Raw genomic sequence first — 17039 nt, 5'->3', positions numbered from 1 at the left:
AGCTATGCATGCACCAGCTTTTTTCACCGGAAGCTAACAGCAACCCCGTCCACCTACAAGAAAAATATGTGGGGAAGGGTCAGGCTCTGACCCCGGTTTGTCAGAAGTCGTACCGGGCCGACAATTTCAGCTGACGTCCATCGCTCGGGTAGATGCCGCCCTTGCACGAGAACGCATTGCTGAAGTAACGACGGTCCGCCAGGTTCAGCCCCGTCGCGGCGACGTCCCATGCGCCCAGCTTGATGCTGTAGCGCGCGTCGAGCGTCGTGTACGACGGGATGCGTGCGCCGCAGGCGTTGCTGAAGTCGCCGCCGTAACGCTGGCTGTCGACCCATTGCACGCCCACGTCGGCCGACTGGCCATTGCCCGGCACCCACGCCAGGCGCGCCGTCACGACGTTCTTCGGCACGAGCGCCAGTTCGCGGCCGGCGTTGGGGCCGTCCGTGAAGTGCGCGATCACGTGCTGCAGGTGCGCGCTCGCGCGCCAGCCCGCCGCCAGCGCCGCCTCCGCATCGATCTCGACGCCCTTGCGCTCGGTCGGATCGAGGTTGGTGTTCGCGCCCCAGCCGCCATTCAGCGTCGGATCATAAAAAATCTCGTTGTCCAGTCGATGGCGGAATACGCGCGCCGTCAGCGTGCGGCTGTCGTCGCCCGGCGCGTGGCGCAGGGTCGTGCCGAGTTCCAGGTCATGCGACGTCTGCGCCTTCAGGATGTCGGCGCTGGAGCGGTAGCCGTTCTCGTCGACGTTCGCCACGCGGTAGCTCTGCCCCGCCTTCGCGTACACCTCGACGAGCGGATGCACACGGTAGCTGGCCTGCGCTTCCCACGCGTTCTGCGATTGCGAACGGTCTTCCGGCGCGACGCCGCCCACGACGTCCACGACGTTCTTGTCGAAGTTCTCGTGGCGCGCGCCCAGCGCGATGCGGCCGTCGTGGGCCGGATCGAAGCGCAGCTCGTCGCGCAGGTACACCGCCTTCGACGACTGGCTCGCGTCGGCGCTCGAGAACGAGGCCGTCGTCTTGCGCTTCCAGCGCGTGAAGTCCACGCCGCCCACCAGTTCATTGAGCATGCCGCCGACGTCGGACAGCCAGCGCGCGCGCGGCGAGAACTGGTCCTGGCGGCCGTCGTACGCATTGTTCGAACCGAAGGACAGGTAGTTCGAACGCACGTTGCGTTCGCGGTGCGACAGGTCGGCCGCCAGGTCGACGGCGCCCAGGCGGTATTCGGCGAAGACGTTCGCGCGGTCCGTGTTGAGCGAGCCGAAGTCGTTCGGCGTCGACGCCTGGCGCGGATCGGCGTCGAACTGGGCCAGCGACAGCGAACCCGGGAGACGCGAATCCTGGCGCGCGCTTTCGATGTGGATGCCGGCGCGGCCGCCCGTGAAGCGGGTCTGCACATTGAGCGAAGCGGTCGTCTGGTCGAAATCGCTGTTGCGGCGGTAGTTATTGGAACCCTGGCGCGCGACGGCGATGTCGGCGCTGACGTTGCCCGCCGTCTGCGACAGCTGCGCGCGCAGATCGTGTTCATGGAACGAGCCGCCTTCGGCAAACACGGAACCGTGCAGGCCGCCGGCCACGTTGCGGCGCGTCGTGATCTGGATGATGCCGCCGGTGGCGCCTTCGCCATACAGCACGCTGCTGCCGCCGCGGGTGATCTCGATGCGTTCGACCGTGTCGATCGGGATCGTCGACAGCACGGTGTTCGCCAGTTCGTTCTCGTTCAGGCGCACGCCGTCGACCATGATCACCATGTTCTGCGCGCTGTTGGTGCCGAAGCCGCGCAGGTCGAGCGCGAAGTCGGGCGAGGAGTCCAGGCTCTGGCGGCCGAACACGCCGCCGATCTTGCGGATCGCGCTGTTCACGTCGTTGACGCCGGCGCGGCGGATGTCGTCCTGCGTGATGACGGTGGCGCCGATCGGACGCAGGGTTTCCACGCTCGGGAAACGGGCACCGGTGATGACGACGGTCGATGGGTTGCCGTCCTGGGCGCGCACGGCGCCGGTGGAGAGGGACAGGACGATGGCACAGGCCAGCGCGATCGGCTTGATAGCCGGCGCGCCGCGGGTGGAGGCGGCAGTATGCATTGGATGTTCAGTGTTCGTTTGGCGCCGGCAAGCGTCCCCGCACGCCGGCGTACACAAAAGCGCGGCGTAACGCCGGCTTCCCCTGTCTGGCCGGTCTCCGGGCTCCAAGACGGACCGTCCCACCTTCCTATGCAAGCACAGTGGCTGTCGGGGCGGCCTGTCGCCGTGCGGCGACGCTTGTTTACCGTTGCGGGGGCAGCACACGTTGGCACGCCGCCGGAGGCGACGCCGCTTCGTGTTTCCCGTTTAACTGCACGCGCAGACGCGCATGCGGGCACCAGAACCCCGAGATTATAACCTGTATAGTGTACGCACAAAAATAACAGCCACGCCCGGGATCCCGCATGCTTCCTCGTTTCCGATTTCGCCTCGTCCTCGCCGCGGTGCTGCTGCTGGCGGGCGCGGTGTTCGCCGCACCTGCATCCGACGGCATCGCCCTCGCCCCGCCGGATGCCGCCGCCGTGCGCGTGCCCAGCAGCCCGGATGCCTGGGGCGGCCCGCGCACGGGCCGCGAACCCACGCTGTCGGACCGCGTCGTCCATTACGACATCGCCGCCACGCTCGACCCGGTAAAACACACGGTCGCGGGCCGCGAGCGCCTCACGTGGCGCAACCGCAGCAACGTCGCCGTCAGCAGGGTCTACCTGCACCTGTACATGAACGCGTTCGAAAACGCGGGCAGCACGTATTTCACCGAGCGGCGCGAGCGCGACGGCACCTTCCGCTCCGGCGTCGACATCAAGGATGCGTGGGGCCACATCGCCCTGCGCCGCGTCGCGCAAGGAAGCGCCGGCGTGCCGTGGACCTTCGTCCATCCGGACAACGGCCCGGCGACGGACCATACGGTCGTGCGCTTCGACCTGCCGCAGGCCGTCGCGCCGGGCGCATCGACGACGCTCGACATCGACTTCGTCACGCAACTGCCGCGCGTTATCGCCCGCGCCGGCTACTTCGGCACGTTCCACCTCGTCGCGCAGTGGTTCCCGAAGATCGGCGTGCTGGAACTGCCGGGCGAACGGGGGGCGACGTCGCCGCGCTGGAACGTGCACGAGTACCACCTGAATTCCGAGTTCTACGCGGACTTCGGCAGCTACGACGTGAAGCTCACCGTCCCGCGCGGCTACACCGTGGGCGCGACGGGCGAACCGCAAGGCGCCCCCGTCGACAAGGACGGCATGCGCACGTGGCGCTTCGCGCAGGGCGACGTCCACGACTTCGCCTGGACCGCGGACAACCAGACAGCCAGGCCGCTCGTCGACACGTGGTCCGGCCCGGGCAGCCCGACGGTGACGGTGACCGTGCTGTACCCGCCCGAATTCGCGGCGAGCGCGGCGCCCGCGCTGAAGGCGGCAAAAGAATCGCTGACGTACTTCTCGAACACGCTGGGCCCGTACCCGTACAGGACGCTGACCATCGTGATCCCGCCCTACAACGCGGAGGAAGCGGGCGGCATGGAATACCCGACGTTCTTCACGGCCGAGGCCTATCGGGCCGTCGAACCGCGCACCGTGAACCAGTTCGCCCTCGCCTTCGTCACCATCCACGAATTCGGCCACGGTTATTTCTACGGCCTGCTCGCGTCGAACGAATTCGAGGAACCGCTGCTGGACGAAGGCCTCAACGAATACTGGGACAACCGCATGATGCGCGACCAGGGCCAGCTCGCGTACATCGCGACGCCGCTGCTCGCCCGCCTCGGCTTCGCGCCCGGCTATCCGACCTTCGACGCCGAGCGCACCGCGACGCCGCGCCACGACCCGGCCGACCCGCCCGGTGCCAACGCATGGCACCGCCTGCAGGACATCGGCCCCGTCTACACGCGCACGGCGATCCTGATGCGCGACCTGGAAGCGCGCATCGGCCGCGCGCCGATGGAGCGCGCGTTCAAGGAATACTACCGGCGCTGGAAGTTCCGCCACCCGAGCACCGCCGACCTGCGCGAGACGCTCGCCGAGGTGACGGGCCAGCGCGCCGTCATCGCGGACGTGTTCGAGCGCCAGGTCTATGCCGTCTCCCGCGTCGACGACAGCATCGCCGACCTCGCGAGCACGGAACTGGTGCCGCTCCCCGGCGCGCACGAGAGCCAGTCCGCCGTCGACAAACGCATCGACGCGGCGCGCGCGGCATGGCGCAAGACGCATCCGGACGGCACCGGGCCGTACCCATACCGCACCGATGTCACGGTCCGCCGCCACGGCGCGCCCGTGCCGCAGACGCTCGTCGTGAAATTCGCCGACGGCAGCAGCGAGACCGCGCGCTGGGATGCCGACGAACGCTGGCACACGTTCACCTGGACGAAGCCGGCGAAGGCCGTCTCCGCCGAACTCGATCCGCAGCGCCTGCACTACCTGGACGTGAACAAGCTCGATGACAGCCGCACGCTCGCACCGGATGCGCGCGCCTCGCACCGCTGGGGCTTCGAGTTCGCCGCCGTCGTCAACTACCTCCTTGCCCTGATCGCCACCTTATGACGACCGAAACGACCCTCGCGCCCCCTTCCCTCGTGCCGCGCGCGGCCGGCCTCCACGGCGTGCTGCCTGCGGCGCGCGCCGCGCTGCAATGGCGTTTGCTGCTGTGGTGGGCCGTGCTCCTGCTGCTGCCGACCGTCGTCGCCGCGCTGCCGGTGTGGGAGCTGCTGGCCGCCAGCCTCGATCACTCGGTGTACGCGGGACGTCTGGCGGAACGCCTCGACATGATCGCGTACGCCGACATCCTGCACGCCGCGCGCGACCAGTACGCGCCGGCCCTGGGCGCGGGCAGCCTCGTCGCGCTGGTGCTGACGTTGTTGCTGTCGCCGCTGCTGGCCGGCATGGCGCTCGCCGCCGCGCGCGCGCCGGAACGGCTGGCGTCGGGCGCGCTGCTGGCCGAAGGCGCGCAGTGTTACCCGCGCCTCGCGCGCATGCTCGCGTGGTCGGTCGTCCCGCTGGGTGTGGCGGGACTGATCGGCAGCTCGGCCCACCATGTGGCAGGCCGGATCGCCGAGACGGCGCGGCTGGAAACCGACGCCGAACGCGCCGCGCACCTGGCCACGCTCGCGACCGTCGCGCTGCTCGTGCTGGCCCACGCGACGGTCGACATCGGCCGCGCCATGCTGGCCGCCGACCGCCGCCGCACGTCCGCCATCGGCGCGTGGTGGCGCGGCTGCGCGCAGCTGGCACGCCGGCCGCTCGCGCTGCTGGGCACCTGGCTCGGCATCACCGCGGCCGGTCTCGCGCTCGCGGCCGTGCTGGCGTTCGCGCGCGTGCACATGCCCGCGCTGGGGACGGCCGGCACCATCGGCGCCGTCGTGCTGGCCCAGCTCGTCGTGTTCGTGCTGGGGTGGATGCGGATGGCGCGCCTGTTCGCGCTGACGGCGCTGCTGCGCTGATCCACGCGGGCGGCGCGGATCGGCTACCATGAACGCTTCGATTGCCGCGCGAAGGAGCCTGCCATGACCCGCCTGCCCACCTATTTCGTCTCGCACGGAGGCGGCCCATGGCCGTGGATGAAGGACCAGTACGGTCCCACGTATGCCGAGCTGGAAGCGTCGCTGGTCGACATCAAGCGCCAGGTCGGCGTGCGCCCGAAAGCCGTGCTCGTCGTGACGAGCCACTGGGAGACGGACGACTTCACGGTATCGTCTGGCACGGCGCCCGGCATGATCTACGACTACGGCGGCTTCCCGCCGCACACGTACCAGATCCGCTATCCGGCGCCGGGCGAACCGCAGCTGGCGGCGCGCGTCGCGCAACTGCTGAACGATGCCGGCCAGCCTGCCCGCCTGGATGCGGAGCGCGGCTTCGACCACGGCACGTTCTCGATGCTGGCGCCGATCTATCCCGAAGCCGACATGCCGGTCGTGCAGCTGTCGATCCGCCACGGCTACGACCCGGCGGCGCACCTGGCCGCCGGCCGCGCGCTGGCCCCGCTGCGCGACGAGGGCGTGCTGATCCTCGGCAGCGGCCTGTCGTTCCACAACCTGCGCCAGTTCGGCCCGGGCGGCGCGCTGGCGTCGAACGCGTTCGATACGTGGCTGCAGCACGTGCTGCTGGAGCTATCGCCCGCCGACCGCGAGCAGGCGCTGCTGCACTGGAGCGAGGCGCCGTATGCACGCATGGCGCATCCGCGCGAGGATCATCTCGTGCCGCTGTGGGTGGCGCTGGGCGCGGCCGAGCAGGAGCCGGCCGCGTGCGTGTATCACGAGGAGAGTTTCTTTGGGGCGTTGACGGTGTCGAGTTTCAGGTTCGGCGACGCCGCGGCCTGACTCAGGTTCCGCGCTTCCCGCGCGCCGCCTCTTCCGCCTTGCGCGCCGCCTTCTCGGCCGCGATGCGGGCCTTTTCTTCCATCTCGATGCGGTGGCGCTCCAGCGCCTCGGCGCGGGTCTGCGGTGTTTCCAGGCTGATGCGGCCCAGCGCGCCCTGGCGGTAGTCCTGCAGCAGCACGTGCGCCGCCTTTTCGTAGTCGTAATCGCCGCCGCGCACGCGGAACGCTCGACGCTGGGCGACGCCTTCGATTACGCCGAAGCCGTCCAGCCCCTCCGTCTTGATGCCGTAGCGAGCCGTCAGCAGTTGCGGATAGCGCTGCAGCAGCAGGCCGCCCAGGTATTCCGCCACTTCTTCCTCGATGACGGCGTTCGTGCCGATCGCGTGGCTGGCGGCCAGCATCAGGCCGTCGCTTTCCATGTCGATCTTTGGCCACAGCATGCCCGGGGTGTCGACCAGCACGGTGAACTTGTCCAGATAGAGCTTTTGCTGGGACTTCGTGACGGCCGGTTCGTCGCCGACCTTGGCCACGCGCTTTTTCAGCAGCGCGTTCATCAAGGTCGACTTGCCCACGTTCGGGATGCCCATGATCATGATGCGCAGCGGCTTCGTCGGCACGCCGCGGTGCGGGGCCAGCGTCTTGCACAGGTCGGGGATCTTCGCCACGTCCGACGGCTTCTTGGTCGTCATCGGGTACGCGGTCACGCCTTCCTGGGCGTCGTACCACGCGGCCCAGGCCGCGGTGGCGGCGGGGTCGGCGAGGTCGGTCTTGTTCAGCACCTTCAGGCAGGGACGCTGGCGGAACTTGCGCAACTCTTCGACCATCGGGTTGCTGCTCGCCTGCGGCAGGCGGGCGTCCAGGACCTCGATGACCACATCGGTGTTTTCCATCTGCTCCGCGGCCTGCTTGCGGGCGGCGGCCATGTGGCCCGGGAACCATTGAATCGACATGCTCTACCTTCAAAAATTTGCGTGCAACCGGGTATTTTACCCTAGTCCACGCAAATCGACGACACCCTGGGCGATGCTGCAGCGGCCGTCCCGGTCGACGGCCCTCCTGCCGACGGCGCTTCAGTCGAGTTCCGCGAGGGCCTTGACGTGGGCCACGACACTGCGTCCCAGCGCCGACAGCGCGTAGCCGCCCTCCAGGCAGCTGACGATGCGTCCGCCCGCGTACCGGCGGGCGATGTCGGCGACCTGGTGCGTGATCCACGCGTAATCCGCCTCGACGAGGGCCATGCCGCCCATGTCGTCTTCCTTGTGGGCGTCGAAGCCGGCCGAGATGAAGATCATCTGCGGGCGGAACGCGTGCAGCGCGGGCAGCCATTGTTCGACGACGAGCTTGCGCACGACGTCGCCGCCCGAGTACGCGGGGACCGGTACGTTGACGCAGGTCGGCGTGATCGGTTCCGGTTCCGTGTACGGATAGAATGGATGCTGGAAAAAGCTGGCCATCAATACGCGCGGGTCGTCCTTGAACGACTCCGCCGTGCCATTGCCGTGGTGGACGTCGAAGTCGACGATGGCGACGCGCTCCAGCCCGTGCACGTCGAGCGCGCGGCGCGCGGCGATGGCCACGTTGTTGAAGAGGCAGAAGCCCATGGGCTCCGCCGGCCGCGCATGGTGGCCCGGCGGGCGGACGGCGCAGAAGGCATTGTCGACGGTGCCGGCGATGACCGCATCCGTCGCGGCCACGGCGGCGCCGGCCGCGCGCAGGGCGGCGCGGTAGCTGTCCTTGCACAGCAGGGTGTCGCCGTCGAGCGGATAGAGTTCGCCCGCCTGCGGCAGGTTGTCGCGCACGAGGTCGAGCGCACCCTGCGTGTGGTTGCGCAGGATGTCGGCTTCGTCGGCCAGCGGCGCGCTCACCCGCTCGACGAGCCCCTCCAGGCGCGCGAGGATCAGCTGGTCCTCGATGGCACGCAGGCGCTCGGGGGCTTCGGGATGCCAGCTGCCCATCTGGTGCAGGGCGCAGTCCGGGTGGCTGTAAATGGCTGTACTCATGATTCCTGGTTGATGCTCATCGATACCGCAAGTCCCTCCGTTCTCGCATAGAATCGATGCGAAAGGCAACCGCAGGCATATCAGGATTGCTAACAGCGTTAATCTACCACGCCTGGGTGCCCCGCCGCCCCGGAACGACCATCGGAAGCCATCCATGTTCAATCAATTGCACGCCGCCGCCCGCCAGGTCAGCCAGATCGTGGTCGGCAAGGACCGGCAAGTCCGCCTTGCGCTGACCTGCCTGCTGGCCGGCGGCCACCTGCTCATCGACGACGTGCCCGGCGTCGGCAAGACGACCCTCGCCCATGCGCTCGCGCTGGCGCTGGGCCTGAAGTTCAACCGCGTCCAGTTCACGAGCGACCTGCTGCCGGCCGACGTCGCCGGCATTTCCGTCTACGAGCGCGAAAAGAGCGGCTTCGTCTTCCACCCCGGCCCGGTCTTCACCCAGGTGCTGCTCGCGGACGAGATCAACCGCGCCACCCCCAAGACGCAGTCGGGCCTGCTGGAAGCGATGGAAGAGCGGCAGGTCACGGCCGACGGCGTCACCCGCGCGCTGCCGGAACCCTTCTTCGTCATCGCGACGCAGAATCCCGCGCACCAGGTCGGCACGTTCCCCCTGCCGGAATCCCAGCTCGACCGCTTCCTGATGTGCTTGTCGCTCGGCTATCCGGACGCCGCCGCCGAACGGGCCCTGCTGATGGGCGAGGACCGGCGCGCGATGCTGAAAACCATCGAGCCCGTGATGCGGCCGGAAGAACTGCTCGACGCCCAGCGCTCGCTGCGCGCGATCCACGCCTCCGACAAGCTCATCGACTACCTGCAGGCCCTGGCGCAGTCCTCGCGCTCGGGCAAGCTGTTCGCGGAAGGCCTGTCGCCGCGCGCCACGCTCGCGCTGCTGCAGGCCGCGCGCGCGTGGGCCGCGCTGGAAGGCCGCGACCACGTGATCCCGGAAGACGTGCAGGCCCTGCTCGTGCCCGTGTGCGCGCACCGGTTGCGGCCGCTGCGTTCCGCGCAGGGCGTGGCGATGGCCAGCCGCGACCTCGTGCTGCAGTTGCAGAAATCGGTCCCGGTCTGATGGCCCCCGCAGCCGATCCGGCGATGGCACGACCCGATGGCTGGCTGAACCGCAAGCGCGTCCAGTGGCGCACGAAGACGACGGCCCACGACAAGGGCAGCGTGCTGCTGAACCAGCGGCGCGTCTACATCCTGCCCACGCGCGCGGGCCTCGCGTTTTGCGCGCTGCTGCTCGTCCTCCTGGTCGGTTCGATCAACTACAACCTGGGCCTCGGCTTCGGCCTCACGTTCGTCGCGGGCGCCTGCGCCATCGTCGACATGGTGCAGACGACGCGCAACCTGGCCGGCCTCGTATTGAGCCCCGGCCGCGCGCCCGACGTGCATGCGGGCGAGGACGCGCCGTTCGAGCTGCGCGTCGAGAACCCGACGCGCCTGGCCCGCTACGCCGTCTGGATCGATTTCGAGCACGTGCCCGAGCCAAGACTGGCCATCGACCTGCCGGCCGGCGGCAGCACGACGCTCGTGCTGCGCACGGCCACGCGTGCGCGCGGATGGATGCGTCCGCCGCGCGTGCGCCTGGCCACGCACTTCCCGCTCGGCCTGTTCCGCGCGTGGAGCTGGTGGCAGCCGGACAGCCGTGCCCTCGTCTACCCGTTCCCCGAGCAGGACGCGCCGCCGCTGCCGATGCTGGGCCGCCCCAGCCCCGACGGCGCGGGCAGCACCGGCAGCGATGATTTCGCCGGCGTGCGCAGCTACCAGCCGGGCGATCCGCTGCGCCACCTCGCATGGCGCCAGATCGCGCGCCTCGATCCGGAGCTGGGCGGCCAGCTCGTCACCAAGCATTTCGAGGGCGGCACGGTCGACGAACTCGTGCTCGACTTCAACACACTGCCCGCCCGGCTCGACGTGGAGCTGCGCCTCGCGCGCATGGCCCGCTGGGTGCTGGAAGCGGAGCAGCGCGCCCTGCCCTATGGCTTCATCCTCGGCCGCATCCGCTACCCCGTGACGCTCGGCACGGCGCACCAGGCGGCTTGCCTGCGCGCGCTGGCGCTGTACGGCTTGCCGGAGGAGCCGGCGTGAAGGTGCTCCTGTCACGGGACAAGCAGGATACCTTGCTGCTGATCGCCAGCAGCCTGCTCGTGCTGGCACCGCACGCGGCCCACCTGCCCGTGTGGGTGAGCCTGCTGTGCGGCGCCACGCTGGCCTCGCGCGCCGCGATCACCCTGCTGGGCCGGCGCATGCCGTCGAACGTGCTCCTCGTGCCGATCGCGGCGGCCGCGATGTTCGGCGTGCTGCAGAGCTATCACACCCTGCTGGGACGCGACGCGGGCGTCGCCATGCTCGTCCTCCTCGTCGCCTTCAAGATGCTGGAGATGCATGCGCGGCGCGACCTGTTCGTCGTCGTGTTCCTGTGCTACTTCCTGGTACTCACCAATTTCTTTTATTCGCAGACGATCCCGACGGCCCTGCTGATGCTGGCGTCGCTCGTCGCGCTGCTGGCCACGCAGCTGTCGTTCCAGCTGACGGGCGCCGTGCCCCCGCTGCGTACGCGCCTGTGGATGGGCGCGAAGCTGCTCGGGCTGGCGCTGCCGCTGGCGGGCGCCGCGTTCGTCCTGTTCCCGCGCATCGAAGGGCCGCTGTGGGGCATGCCGGACGCGTCGCACGGCGCGCAGAGCGGCCTGTCCGACACGATGGCGCCCGGCCAGATGTCGAACCTGGCGCAGTCGGAAGACGTCGCGTTCCGCGTGAAATTCGACGGGCCCGTGCCCGCGCAGCCGCAACTGTACTGGCGCGGCCCCGTGCTGGGCAGCTACGACGGCCGCACCTGGACGCGCGTGCGCCCGTCCCGCCACACGCGCCCGCAGGCACTGTCGCTGTCCGTGGGCGGCACACCGGTCGGCTACCAGGTCACGCTGGAACCGTCGAACACGCGCTGGCTGTTCGCGCTCGAGATGCCGCGCGCCATTCCCGAGTTGCCGGGACACGGCGTGACGCTGTCCGGCGAACTGGAATTCCGGTCGCTCGACCCGATCGGCGAGCGCGTGCGCTACGACCTCGTCTCCTTCGTGCACTACAGCCTGCAGACCGACGCGTCGCCCGTCGACGGGCAATGGCTGATGCTGCCCTACGGCCTGAATCCGCGCACGCGCGCGGCCGGCCAGGCGCTGGCGTCCCAGCCCGATCCGGCGCGCCGCGTGGCGGACGTGCTGCGCCTGTTTGCGGACGGCGGTTTCGTCTACACGCTGCAACCGCCGCTGCTGCCCGGCCGCGACTCGATCGACGATTTCCTGTACGGCACGCGCGCGGGCTTTTGCGAGCATTACGCGGGCGCCTTCGTGTTCCTGATGCGCGCGGCGGGCGTACCGGCGCGCGTCGTCACGGGCTACCAGGGCGGCGAGATGAACCCGATCGACGGCTACCTCACCGTGCGCCAGTCGGACGCGCATGCGTGGGCCGAGGTGTGGCTGCCGCGGCGCGGCTGGGTACGTATCGACCCGACGGCCGCCGTGGCGCCGGAGCGCGTCCAGCGCAGCCTGGCGCGTGCGCTGCCGCCGGCGCCGTTCGGCCTCGAAGGCCTGGGCCGGCTGCTGCAGCCCGATCCCGACTCGCTCCTCGGCCGCATCCGGTACATGTTCGGCGCCGTCAACAATGGCTGGAACCAGTGGGTGCTGAATTACACGCCGCAACGCCAGCGGCATCTCGTGCAACGCTTACAAGAAGGATTGTCCCATTGGCAAAGCCTGGCGCTCATTGCCATGCTCTGCGCCATGTTGTTCCTGGTAAGAAAATTCTCGCAGAGGCGGAAAGCCGACCCCGTCGATGCGCTATACTCGCTCCTGTGCCAGCGCCTCGGCCAGCTTGGCATGCCGCGTGCGCCGGACGAAGGGCCGACCGCGTACGCGCAGCGCCTCGCCGCCGCCGACCTGGCTCCCGAGACTGGCGCGGCCGCGACGGAATTCCTGCGCCGCTACAGCGCTTACCGCTACGGACCGCAGAGTCCGGGCACCGGCCTCGTTCCCATCCTGAGAGATTTGCTGTCCCGAGTTCGATGAAATCCTTCGCTTCCCTGCTGCTTGCCCTGGCCATCGGCGCCGGGCCGGCGGCGGATGCCCTCGCCGCATCCTCGCTCCATCACACCAAGGCCACGGCGAAATCCGCCAAGGCCGCCAAGGCGGCAAAAAAGGCCGGCAAGAAAGCGCAAGCCGCCGCCCCCGCCCGCCCCGCCATCGATTACGACGGCGAGGCCGTCAATTTCAGCGACTGGCAGGCCGTGCGCGATTTCGAGGACGACATCGTCGCCCGCAACGGTTTCGAGCGCGCGCAGGTCGAGGATGTGATCAAACGGGCACGCTTCATCGATTCCGCCGTCCAGCTCGTAAAACCGGCGCCGCCCGGCAAGCCGAAGAACTGGCAGGCGTACAGCGACCGCTTCATCGAGCCGATCCGCATCAACGCGGGTGTGCGCTTCTGGAACGAGAACGCCGACCTCCTCGCGCGCGCGGAGGCGACGTATGGCGTGCCGGCCGAGATCATCGTCGGCATCCTCGGCGTGGAAACGATCTATGGCCGCGACACGGGCCGCTTCCGCGTCGTCGACGTCCTGACCACCCTCGCCTTCGCCTATCCGGAAACGCCGAACCGCGCCGACCGCATGGCGTTCTTCCGCGGCGAACTGGAAAACACACTGCTGCTGGCGCACAAGGAAAACATCGACCCGTTCTCGCTGCTGGGCTCGTTCGCGGGCGCCGTCGGCATGCCGCAATTCATGCCGGGCAATATCTTGAAATATGGCGTGGACTTCGACGGCGACGGCATCGTCGACCTGCGCGGCTCGGCCGCCGATGCGATCGGCAGCGTGGCCAACTTCCTCGTCGAGCACGGCTGGGATCGCAACAACACGGGGCCGGCCGTGTTCCCGGCCAACGTGGCGCCCAGTCTCGCCTGGCAAGGGCTGCTCGGCGGCCTGGAAGCGCGTTACCGTCCAGGCGAGCTGGACGGTGCCGGCGTCGCCACGCGCACGGCCCTGCCGGATGGCCGCCTGTACGGCCTCGTCGATTTACAAAACGGGGCGGACCCGACGGAGTATTGGGTGGCGAACGCTAACTTTTTTGCTATCACTAAATACAATCGCAGTTATTTCTATGCCATGTCCGTGGTCGAATTAGGCCGTGCGGTGCGGTTGGCGCGCGGGATCTAGTGTCCTCGAACCAACAACTTTGTATCAGTTTGTAACAGCATTGTCATAAATACGGCCGAGTCATGCCGTCGTGACAACCTCATACTCCCCGGGGGTATGCTTATTTCTCATGGACAGTTCTCCTGAGAAACATAGGATCCTCCCCGATACCCCCTCACAAGTTGTCATTCCGCTACTCAATTCCTAATTGTGCGGCAGCGCATCGTTAATTGCTCTACACTTAAGTTTAAATAAAATACAATGATGTTCTCAGTGAGTTTGTGAGAGAATTGCATTGCGGCTATTGTTGCGATGGGACAACGAACTCAACGAAAGCCACTGATCTTATTGCTCTTAAGTACTAAATTGGAAATTAGTTGTATAATTTAGTAGAAACTTTCATATCCTTACAGGAGTGGAAGTTCCGCCGCGAGCTCTGACAAACCCTCATAGGAATAGTGAATCATGACGAACCAAGTCGGTATCGATATGAACAGCGATTCGGAAAACGACGAACTGCTGCAATACAACCCGAATCGCCTGCTCGACACCCTGATCGAGAACCTGCGCCTGAAGAACGACGCTGCACTGTCGCGCGCCCTGGAAGTTGCGCCGCCGGTGATCTCGAAGATCCGCCACCACCGTCTGCCGGTCGGCGCTTCGCTGCTGATCCGCATGCACGAAGTCTCCGATCTGTCGATCCGTGACCTGCGCTACCTGATGGGCGACCGCCGTGCCAAGTTCCGCATCAGCGACAAGCAGTTCAAGCCGAAAGACAAGGACGGCAACGCAGGCGGCAGCGAGTAATAATGGCACGCACCGGACCGGACGGCGGCCACTGACGCCGCCGCACCGCCCGACTCTGCCGGCCTCCCGAACGATCGGATTGCCGGGTCAGGCATAGTATTTCCCCGCAGCGGATGCGGGATGGGGAAGACCCAGCGCCGAGAACCCGCGCCGGGCACACAAGCAATCAGGCGGGGAACACACCCGTCGACAGATAACGATCACCGCGGTCGCAGACGATGAACACGATCGTCGCATTCTCCACCGTTTGCGAGATACGCAAGGCGATTTCGCAGGCGCCGGCCGCGGAAATACCGCAGAAAATACCCTCTTCGGCCGCCAGGCGGCGTGCCATCTGTTCCGCCGCGGCCTGGGTCACATTCTCGACCTGGTCGATGCGCGATTTATCGAAGATCTTCGGCAGATAGGCTTCCGGCCATTTGCGGATGCCGGGGATCGACGATCCTTCCTCCGGCTGCGCGCCGATGATGCGGATCGCTTCGTTCTGTTCCTTCAGGTAGTGCGACACGCCCATGATGGTGCCGGTCGTGCCCATCGCACTGACGAAGTGGGTGACGCGGCCTTCCGTGTCGCGCCAGATTTCCGGTCCGGTCGTCTCGTAGTGGGCGCGCGGGTTGTCCTGGTTGCCGAACTGGTCGAGGATGATGCCCTGGCCATCTTTCTGCATCTGCTCGGCCAGGTCGCGCGCGTATTCCATGCCGCCCGTCTTCGGCGTCAGGATGATCTGGGCGCCGTACGCGGCCATGCTCTGGCGGCGCTCGATGGACAGGTTGTCCGGCATGACCAGCACCATCTTGTAGCCGCGGATCGCGGCCGCCATCGACAGCGCGATCCCCGTGTTGCCGCTCGTCGCTTCGATCAGCGTGTCGCCGGGCTTGATCTGGCCGCGCGCCTCGGCCCCGCGCAGCATCGACATCGCTGCGCGGTCCTTCACGGAACCCGCCGGGTTGTTGCCTTCGAGCTTGCCGAGGATGATGTTGTTGCGGGCCGCCGCTTCCGGCCCGGGGATGCGCACCAGCCGCACCAGCGGGGTATTGCCGATCGTGTCTTCGATGGTCTTGTATGCCATTGCCTACTCTTTTGCGAACGCGAAACCGACATTCTAATCCGAGTTGACGGGGCGCGTATGGGACCGGCAACCGAAATACTTTTGTACAAAGACAAAACCCCGCGCGGGGCGGGGTTCTCACGCGGCAGGGGCCGGATCAGGTCGCCGATTTGGCGGCCGCGGGTTTGGCTTCCGGCTTGGCCTTCGCGTCGGCCGGCTTGGCGCCGGCCTTGGCGGGTTTGGCGGCCTTGTCAGCCCCCGCGGCGGCCATCGGCGCGCCGTCCTTGGCCTGGCCATTGACCTGCAGGCCGGCCTTCGACAGCTGGGTGGCGCGTTTGTCGGCCACACCCTTCACGCGCTTCTGGAAATCGGCCCAGTCCTTGAACGGACCAGCCTTGGTGCGCTCGTCGATGATTGCCTTCGACATGGCCGGACCGACGCCCTTGACCGAATCCAGCGCGGCGGCATCGGCCTTGTTGACGTCCACCTGGGCGAATGCAAAGCCCATCGACGCCACCAGCGTGGCGACTGCAAGCATCAGCTTCTTGATCATCTCGTATTCTCCGTTATCGTTGGCTTGGTTGGCGGCCGGGGATGGCCGCCTGTTGCCTTAACGGATAAATACGGCGGTAGGTTGACGCCCTGGTTTGCGACCACGCAATCACGCGTGGCCGTCGTCCTTGCGGCGCTGCGCGAACAGCTCGTCGCGCGTGACGGTCGCGGTGCCCAGCTTGCCGACGACGATGCCGCCCGCGCGGTTCGCCGTCGCCAGCGCTTCCGGCAGCGATACCCCGGCACCCAGCATGGCGGCCATCGTCGCGATGACGGTGTCGCCGGCGCCGGAGACGTCGAACACCTCGCGCGCGTCCGCGTGCACGTGCAGGACCTCGTTCGCCGTGTACAGGCTCATGCCCTCTTCCGAGCGCGTGAGCAGCAGCGCTTCCAGGCCGAGGTCCGTGCGCAGCTTCTGGGCCTTTTCCGTCAACTGGTCTTCCGTCTTCCAGCTGCCGACGATGCGCTTGAGTTCCGACTTGTTCGGCGTGAGCATCGTGGCGCCCGCGTATGGCGTGAAATCGTCGCCCTTCGGGTCGACCATGACGGTCTTGCCGGCCGCGCGCGCGGCGCGGATCATCTCGGCCACATCCACGAGACTGCCCTTGTTGTAGTCGGACAGGATGATCACGTCGTAGTCCGGCAGCAGCGCCTTGAATTGCGTGAGCTTGTCGCGCAGGATCGTTTCGGTGGGCGCGTCCTCGAAGTCGATACGCACCATCTGCTGCTGGCGGCCGATCACGCGCAGCTTGATGATCGTGGAGATCGCCTCGTCGCGCTTGAGGTAGCTGTGGATGCTCGATTCGCGCAGGATGCGTTCGACGTGGTCGCCCGCCTCGTCGGCACCGACGACGCCCAGCAGGCCGCAATGCGTGCCGAGGGCCGCGGCGTTGCGCGCCACGTTGGCGGCGCCGCCCAGGCGCTCTTCGCGGCGCTCGATGCGCACGACGGGCACCGGCGCTTCCGGAGAAATGCGCGAGACGTCGCCGAACCAGTAGCGGTCGAGCATGACGTCGCCGACGACGAGCAGGCGCACGCTCTCCAGTGGGGGCGCTTCGGCCTGGCGGTAGCTGTCGGTCGGCAGCAGGCGGCTGGGGATCGTTGCGGTCATGCGCG

The 17039-nt window shown here is 67.7% G+C and carries 14 protein-coding genes and 1 riboswitch; of the genes, 8 read left to right on the top strand and 6 right to left on the bottom strand.

From position 1 onward, the window contains the following. Positions 1-100: 100 nt before the first annotated feature. Positions 101-2083 (bottom strand): TonB-dependent receptor, encoded by a 1983-nt coding sequence (locus tag ASD28_RS15510; RefSeq protein WP_082577543.1) that lies wholly within the window; start codon positions 2081-2083, stop codon positions 101-103. 70 nt (positions 2084-2153) lie between these two features. After that, a riboswitch (cobalamin riboswitch) is annotated at positions 2154-2380 on the bottom strand. A gap of 47 nt (positions 2381-2427) precedes the next feature. Between ASD28_RS15510 and ASD28_RS15505 the strand changes: the two genes are divergently transcribed. The 3 genes from ASD28_RS15505 to ASD28_RS15495 all read left to right on the top strand — a co-directional run bounded on the left by ASD28_RS15505 (position 2428) and on the right by ASD28_RS15495 (position 6326). Further along, a complete protein-coding gene (locus ASD28_RS15505; RefSeq protein ID WP_056129594.1) occupies positions 2428-4554 on the top strand; it encodes a M1 family metallopeptidase in 2127 nt (708 codons plus the stop codon). Further along, positions 4551-5450: a hypothetical protein gene (locus tag ASD28_RS15500; protein ID WP_082577544.1), complete on the top strand. Its 900-nt coding sequence runs from the start codon at positions 4551-4553 to the stop codon at positions 5448-5450. The genes ASD28_RS15505 and ASD28_RS15500 overlap by 4 nt, the downstream gene beginning before the upstream one ends. Positions 5451-5513: 63 nt before the next feature. Then, positions 5514-6326: a class III extradiol ring-cleavage dioxygenase gene (locus ASD28_RS15495; protein ID WP_056129592.1), complete on the top strand. Its 813-nt coding sequence runs from the start codon at positions 5514-5516 to the stop codon at positions 6324-6326. 1 nt (position 6327) lies between these two features. On the opposite strand, the gene ylqF is transcribed toward ASD28_RS15495, so the two are convergent. Together ylqF and ASD28_RS15485 are read right to left on the bottom strand one after the other, a co-directional pair. After that, positions 6328-7275 (bottom strand): ribosome biogenesis GTPase YlqF, encoded by a 948-nt coding sequence (ylqF, locus tag ASD28_RS15490; protein ID WP_082577545.1) that lies wholly within the window; start codon positions 7273-7275, stop codon positions 6328-6330. Positions 7276-7395: 120 nt separating this feature from the next. Beyond that, positions 7396-8325, bottom strand: coding sequence for a histone deacetylase family protein (locus ASD28_RS15485; protein ID WP_056129590.1), 930 nt, complete (start codon positions 8323-8325; stop codon positions 7396-7398). Between the two features lie 154 nt (positions 8326-8479). Between ASD28_RS15485 and ASD28_RS15480 the strand changes: the two genes are divergently transcribed. The 5 genes from ASD28_RS15480 to ASD28_RS15460 all read left to right on the top strand — a co-directional run bounded on the left by ASD28_RS15480 (position 8480) and on the right by ASD28_RS15460 (position 14323). Then, the gene (locus tag ASD28_RS15480) at positions 8480-9400 is read left to right on the top strand and encodes a MoxR family ATPase (protein WP_056129585.1); all 921 of its coding nucleotides are present in this window, start codon (positions 8480-8482) and stop codon (positions 9398-9400) included. Between the two features lie 23 nt (positions 9401-9423). Continuing rightward, positions 9424-10419, top strand: coding sequence for a DUF58 domain-containing protein (locus ASD28_RS15475; protein ID WP_056129583.1), 996 nt, complete (start codon positions 9424-9426; stop codon positions 10417-10419). Continuing rightward, on the top strand, positions 10416-12392 hold the full coding sequence (locus ASD28_RS15470; RefSeq protein WP_056129581.1) for a DUF3488 and DUF4129 domain-containing transglutaminase family protein: 1977 nt from the start codon (positions 10416-10418) through the stop codon (positions 12390-12392). The genes ASD28_RS15475 and ASD28_RS15470 overlap by 4 nt, the downstream gene beginning before the upstream one ends. Next, positions 12389-13537, top strand: coding sequence for a lytic murein transglycosylase B (gene mltB, locus ASD28_RS15465; RefSeq protein ID WP_056129578.1), 1149 nt, complete (start codon positions 12389-12391; stop codon positions 13535-13537). The genes ASD28_RS15470 and mltB overlap by 4 nt, the downstream gene beginning before the upstream one ends. A gap of 444 nt (positions 13538-13981) precedes the next feature. Further along, complete coding sequence (locus ASD28_RS15460) at positions 13982-14323, top strand: hypothetical protein (RefSeq protein WP_082577546.1); 342 nt, start codon at positions 13982-13984, stop codon at positions 14321-14323. Positions 14324-14489: 166 nt separating this feature from the next. Here ASD28_RS15460 and cysM read toward each other — a convergent pair whose 3' ends face one another. From cysM to rfaE1, 3 genes are all read right to left on the bottom strand, one after another. After that, positions 14490-15392, bottom strand: a complete 903-nt coding sequence (gene cysM / locus ASD28_RS15455) for a cysteine synthase CysM (protein ID WP_056129576.1) — start codon at positions 15390-15392, stop codon at positions 14490-14492. 136 nt (positions 15393-15528) lie between these two features. Beyond that, positions 15529-15924 carry a helix-hairpin-helix domain-containing protein gene (locus ASD28_RS15450; protein WP_056129574.1) on the bottom strand — a complete coding sequence of 132 codons (396 nt, stop codon included), beginning with the start codon at positions 15922-15924 and terminating at the stop codon, positions 15529-15531. Positions 15925-16032: 108 nt separating this feature from the next. Next, entirely contained in the window at positions 16033-17034 is a 1002-nt protein-coding gene (gene rfaE1, locus ASD28_RS15445) for a D-glycero-beta-D-manno-heptose-7-phosphate kinase (RefSeq protein WP_056129572.1), read from the bottom strand. Positions 17035-17039: the final 5 nt, after the last annotated feature.

Origin of the sequence: Massilia sp. Root133, assembly GCF_001426525.1 — a bacterium.
Taxonomy (GTDB): domain Bacteria; phylum Pseudomonadota; class Gammaproteobacteria; order Burkholderiales; family Burkholderiaceae_D; genus Telluria; species Telluria orientalis.
This window is presented reverse-complemented; position numbering and strand designations above follow the sequence as displayed.